This is a genomic window from Nocardioides sp., from assembly GCF_050699375.1.
GTDB lineage: Bacteria > Actinomycetota > Actinomycetes > Propionibacteriales > Nocardioidaceae > Nocardioides.
The window spans coordinates 1-5,015 of record NZ_JBOHDN010000001.1; the positions used below are offsets into that span (position 1 = coordinate 1).

At 68.9% G+C, this 5,015-nt stretch carries 5 protein-coding genes; 3 read left to right on the forward strand and 2 right to left on the reverse strand.

Going from position 1 to position 5,015, the window contains the following annotated elements; translation table 11 throughout:
- Window positions 1–136 precede the first annotated feature (136 nt).
- Together ACRDPS_RS00005 and ACRDPS_RS00010 are read right to left on the reverse strand one after the other, a co-directional pair.
- Window positions 137–817 carry a response regulator transcription factor gene (locus ACRDPS_RS00005; RefSeq protein ID WP_431499557.1) on the reverse strand — a complete coding sequence of 227 codons (681 nt, stop codon included), beginning with the start codon at window positions 815–817 and terminating at the stop codon, window positions 137–139.
- Window positions 814–2,016 carry a sensor histidine kinase gene (locus ACRDPS_RS00010; protein ID WP_431499558.1) on the reverse strand — a complete coding sequence of 401 codons (1,203 nt, stop codon included), beginning with the start codon at window positions 2,014–2,016 and terminating at the stop codon, window positions 814–816. Before ACRDPS_RS00010 ends, ACRDPS_RS00005 begins: the two co-directional genes overlap by 4 nt.
- A 160-nt stretch (window positions 2,017–2,176) precedes the next feature.
- Here ACRDPS_RS00010 and ACRDPS_RS00015 point away from each other — a divergent pair, with 160 nt between their 5' ends.
- From ACRDPS_RS00015 to ACRDPS_RS00025, 3 genes are all read left to right on the forward strand, one after another.
- Window positions 2,177–2,482, forward strand: coding sequence for a hypothetical protein (locus tag ACRDPS_RS00015; RefSeq protein WP_431499559.1), 306 nt, complete (start codon window positions 2,177–2,179; stop codon window positions 2,480–2,482).
- On the forward strand, window positions 2,469–3,758 hold the full coding sequence (locus tag ACRDPS_RS00020; RefSeq protein ID WP_431499560.1) for a cytochrome P450: 1,290 nt from the start codon (window positions 2,469–2,471) through the stop codon (window positions 3,756–3,758). The genes ACRDPS_RS00015 and ACRDPS_RS00020 overlap by 14 nt, the downstream gene beginning before the upstream one ends.
- A gap of 235 nt (window positions 3,759–3,993) precedes the next feature.
- The coding region (locus tag ACRDPS_RS00025) for an ATP-binding protein (protein ID WP_431499561.1) at window positions 3,994–5,015 on the forward strand (1,022 nt) is incomplete at its 3' end.

Genomic DNA, 5,015 nt, shown 5'->3' on the forward strand with positions numbered 1-5,015 from the left:
GTGCAGGCCGAGGAGTCACATGGCTGCCCACTCGGCCTGCACAACTGACCTCTCGGCCTGCACAACTGACCTCTCGGCCTGCACAACTGACCTCTCGCCCTGCAGAGTTGACGTCTCGGCCTGCAGAACTGACGTCTCAGCGGTCGGCGGGGCGGACGATGCCGTGGTCGTACGCGAAGACGATGGCGGCGGCGCGGTCGCGGAGGTCGAGCTTGGCGAAGATGCGGCCGATGTGGGACTTCACGGTCAGCTCGGAGATGACGAGCCGCTCGGCGATCTCGGAGTTGGTCCACCCGGAGGCGAGGCCGCGGAGCACCTCGAGCTCACGGTCGGTGAGCTCGGAGATCTCGGCATGCGACGCCGACGGGGCGGCGGCGGAGCGGTAGGTCGCCAGGACCCGCCCGGTTATGGCGGGGTCGAGCCAGGCGTCGCCGAGGGCGACGGAGCGTACGGCCATCACCAGCTCCTCGGCGGGCGAGTCCTTGAGGATGAAGCCGGCCGCCCCGGCGCGCAGGGCACCCGAGACGAGCTCGTCCTCGTCGAACGTCGTCAGCACCAGGACCGGCGGAGCGGACGGGAGCGCTCGCAGGGTGCCGGTCGCGGTGATGCCGTCGACCTGCCGCATCCGCAGGTCCATGACCACGACATCGGCAGGGTTGGCCTCGAGCGCCGCGACCACCTCGGACCCGCCCCCGCACTCGGCGACGATCTCCAGGCCGTCGCGCCGCCGCAGGATGCGCCGCAGGCCGCTGCGTACGAGCTCCTGGTCGTCGACCACGATCACGCGGATCGGCGAGGAGCCGTTGACCGGCGTCATGCGATGGCCTTGCGGATGAGGCAGTGCGGTGGGATCACCAGGTCAACCTTCCACATCGTGCCGTCGTCGCCGGCGGAGAGGCGGCCGCGGAGCTGCTCGGCACGGGTCGCCATGCCAGCCAGCCCGGACCCCTCGCCGACCCCGCGCCGCGGTCCGACGAGCGGGTTCCGCACGGAGAGACGTACGCCGTCCGAGACCGCCAACGAGACCGAGACCGGGGCGCCCGGTGCATGCCGGATGGCGTTGGCGAGCGACTCCTGGAGGATCCGGTAGATGCCCAGCCCGACCCCGGCATCGATGCGAGAGAGGTCACCGGTGGACGAGAACGCGATCGACTGCCCGGCGCTGCGGCCCTCCTCCACGAGCCTGACCACGTCCGATGCCCCGGGGAGCGGCGCCGTGCCTGCCCCGGAGGCGGAGAGGACGCCGATCGTACGCCGGATCTCGGCCATCGCTCGGCGTCCGACGGCCTCCGCCTCGGTGAGCGCTGACACCGCCTCGGCCGCGTCGTCCCCCTCGGCGACCGAGCGCCGCGCGGCGGTCAGGTGCAGAAGCGTGATCGAGAGCGAGTGCCCCACCAGATCGTGGATCTCGCGGGCGATCCGGGTGCGCTCGGCCTCGGTCGCGCGAGCGTGCTCCTGCGACCGGGCGAGCCGCTCGGCGCGCAGCGCGCGCATCTGGGCGAGCATCATCAGCCCGCACACCCAACCGACGACGAGCAGCAGGAAGTGGACCCCGATGCCGCTGGGTGTGTCGGCGGCGAAGACCCCGATCACCACTCCCGAGGCGATCCCGTAGAGGGTCCCGATGCGGAGCCCCTCACGGATGACCATCTCGAGCGTGATCGGGACCAGCACGGCCGGCGCGAAGTCGTGCTGTGGCCAGAACGCGGTCGCCGGGTGCGACATCAGCCACGCCGAGCCGACGATTGTCGGCACCGCGTCGATGACCCACATGTTGTGCTTGAGCCAGTCGGCGGTGGTCGGGATGAAGAACATGCTCAGCGACGGGACGACGATGACCAGGCCGGCGAGCACGATCGGGCCGGCGGCCTCCCGCTGGAGCACGGCCACGGTGACCACCCCGATGAGGGCGGCTGCCGACAGCAGCGGCGCCCACCAGGGAATGTCGAGATCCTTGCTGCGTACGCGACGGTCCAGGAAATCACGCACGTTGTGCGTCGCCGCCAGGACATTCATGCCGTCCAGTCTAGGAAGGCGCCACGTGGGCCGCATCCAACCGTGGCAGGCGGGGCCACTCCTACTACGGTAGGAACGCAGGTGCCTGCCAGCGTCCGATGTGCCCGGCTTCCTCGGCCCCTTAGCGTCGTGGTCACCAAGCAAGAGGACGGTGAACACAATGACGTGGAACCAGACCCATGAGCGTTACCGGCTGCTGAACGAGGCGGAGGCCGAGCTGCGCGCAGGCTTTGCCCGCCGGTTGCCGTGGTCGCCGGCGTATGCCGAGCTCTTCGGCACCCCGGAGCGCCTGGCCCAGGCGCTCCGCCACCGCTGGCGCATCCGCTTCCAGGCGCAGCTCGACCCGGCGCTGTCGCCGGAGGACTACGAGGCGGCCTTCGCCGACCTGACGGCCGAGCTGGCTCCGTTGATGGGTCGGATCGGTGTGCACGAGTTCTCCGAGGAGATGGCCGATGCCTCTGCGTGAGATGCCACCGCTGGAGGTGCCGCGGTCGTACGCCCGCTGGGCCCTGTCCCAGGGCCTCAACCGCGCCGTGCTGAGCTTCGCCTCCAGGCGCGGCGACCCGCTCGCCGAGCTGATGTGGTCGCGCGACATGCCGGACTACAGCCGTCTGCGTGCGCGGGGCGCGATCCACTCCAACCCGTTCATGGCCGGCACGGTGTCGTACGCAGCGGCCAACGAGATCCTGCGCAGCAGCGACTTCGGCGTCGGTGACGGCCAGGGCGAGCTGCCCGTGCCGCTGCGCTGGCTCCTCGGCAAGGTGAGCGCGCCCGACGCCCTGGGGCCGGTCGACCCGCCATCGATGCTCGCCGTCGACCCGCCGCTGCACACCCGCTATCGCAAGCACGTATCGAAGGCCTTCACGGCCCGCCGGATCAGCTCGATGGCCGAGATGGTCACCTCGGTCGCCGGCGACCTCCTCGACGATCTCGACCCGCGCGAGGGGCAGGTCGACATCATCGAGGAGTACGCAGCCAAGCTCCCGATCGCAGTCATCGCCGAGCTCTTGGGCGTGCCCGACTCGGATCGGCCAGACATCCTGCGCTGGGGCGACCAGGCCGCCGCGATCCTCGATCCGGGGTTGTCGTGGCGGGACTACTCCCAGGTCGAGGCCGCGATGAGGTCGCTGCACCACTGGTTCGAGGATCACGTACGCCGCCTCCGGTCCGATCCCGGCGACGACCTCCTCAGCGCCCTGGTGATCGCCGGGGACCTCGACGACATCGAGCTCCACGCCCTCGGTCTGCTGCTGTTGGCGGCCGGCTTCGAGACCACGGTCAACCTGATTGGCAACGCCGTCGCGGCCTTGGACGCCCACCCCTCCCAGCGCTCCCTCTTCATCGCGGACCCTTCGATGGCCGACGGTGTCGTCGAGGAGACCTTGCGCTGGGACCCGCCCGTCATGGCCACCGTCCGCCAGGCCTATGTTCCAACGCGCGTGGCCGACGTCGACGTCCCCAAAGGCACCGCCGTCGCCGTACTCCTGGGCGGAGCCAACCGCGACCCGTCGGTCTTCGCCGACCCCGACACGTACGACATCACCCGACCCAACGCCGACCAGCACCTCTCCTTCTCCGCCGGCGCCCACTTCTGCCTCGGCGCCAGCCTCGCCCGCCTCGAAGCCCGCGTAGGCCTCCGCCTCCTCTACGAGCGCTACCCGACCCTCCGGGTCTCTGGCCAAGGCGTACGCCGCAACACCCGCATCCTCCGCGGCTACTCCCACCTCCCGGTGAGCTGGTAGCGCCATCCCCGGAGCATGAGCTTGTCTAGACCCCGCGACCAAACTGCAACAACCCGCGCGACCAAACTGCAGCATCGATCCCGACCAAACTGCAGCAGACGGGGCGACGAAACTGCAGTACGTGTGTCATGATCGGGGCATGGTGAAAGTTCCGCAGTCGCCAGTCGGTCGTATTCTTCCTCGTCACGCGGCGCTTTTGGTGCAGGAGGCGATGTCCGACACTCGAGTCGTTCTGGTGAACGGACCCCGTCAAGCCGGCAAGAGCACCCTCGTCGCACAGGTTGCGGCAGATCGCGGCATGGAGCTGGTCACTCTCGACGATCCCGGGGCTCGAGGTGCGGCCCGCGATGACGAGATGGGATTCGTCCAGCGGGCTCCGACGATGGTGATCGACGAGATCCAACGGATGCCCGAGCTCCTCCTCCCGATCAAGGCCGTGGTCGACCAGGACTTCGTCCCGGGCCGATTCCTCCTGACCGGGTCCGCGCGCGTGCTTGGCCTACGCGCGCTCCCGGACACTCTGGTGGGCCGGATGCAGACCATCGAGCTCTGGCCCCTCTCCCAGGGTGAGATCGACGGTGCCCCAGATGGTTTCGTGAGAGCAGCTTTCGAGCAGGGTCCCGACCTGAAGCATGAGTCGGACCTGGTCCAAGGCGACTACATCCAAAGAGTCGTACGCGGCGGCTTCCCCGCGGCGTTGGCGCGGTCTGGTCGCCGCCGGGGGCAGTTCCTTCGTGAGTACGTCGCTGATCTGGTCAATCGTGACGTTGTCCAGCTCTCCGAGATCGAGCGCGGACCTCAGATGCGCGCGCTCATCGACATGTTGGCGACCCGCTCGGGCGGATTGCTTGTACCGGGCAAGCTGGCCAGCGAGCTCGCGATCTCTCAGCACACGGTCAACAATTACCTCCACCTGCTCGAGGAGGTGTTCCTGATCAAGCAGATTCCAGCGTTGATCAGGAACCTTGGGACGCGTACGACCAAGACCCCCAAGGTGGCGATGGTGGACTCCGGGATCGCCTCGGCCCAGCTGCGCCAGGATGACGCATCGCTGCGGCGCATCGGTAGTCCCCTTGGCGGACTCCTGGAAGGATTCGTCACGATGGAGATCGCCCGGCAACTGCCCCTGGCGGACGTTGGTGCCGAGCTCTTCCACTACCGGACCAAGGACCAGGTCGAAGTCGACATCGTCCTCCAGACACCTGACCGACAGGTCATCGGGATCGAGGTCAAGGCCTCGTCGACGCCCAAGTCTGA

Excerpts from the sequence above, each read along its gene's own strand:
- ACRDPS_RS00010 (WP_431499558.1), bottom strand. The coding sequence starts at position 2,016 with ATGAATGTCCTGGCGGCGACGCACAACGTGCGTGATTTCCTGGACCGT.
- ACRDPS_RS00005 (WP_431499557.1), bottom strand. The coding sequence starts at position 817 with ATGACGCCGGTCAACGGCTCCTCGCCGATCCGCGTGATCGTGGTCGAC.
- ACRDPS_RS00015 (WP_431499559.1), top strand. The coding sequence starts at position 2,177 with ATGACGTGGAACCAGACCCATGAGCGTTACCGGCTGCTGAACGAGGCG.
- ACRDPS_RS00020 (WP_431499560.1), top strand. The coding sequence starts at position 2,469 with ATGCCTCTGCGTGAGATGCCACCGCTGGAGGTGCCGCGGTCGTACGCC.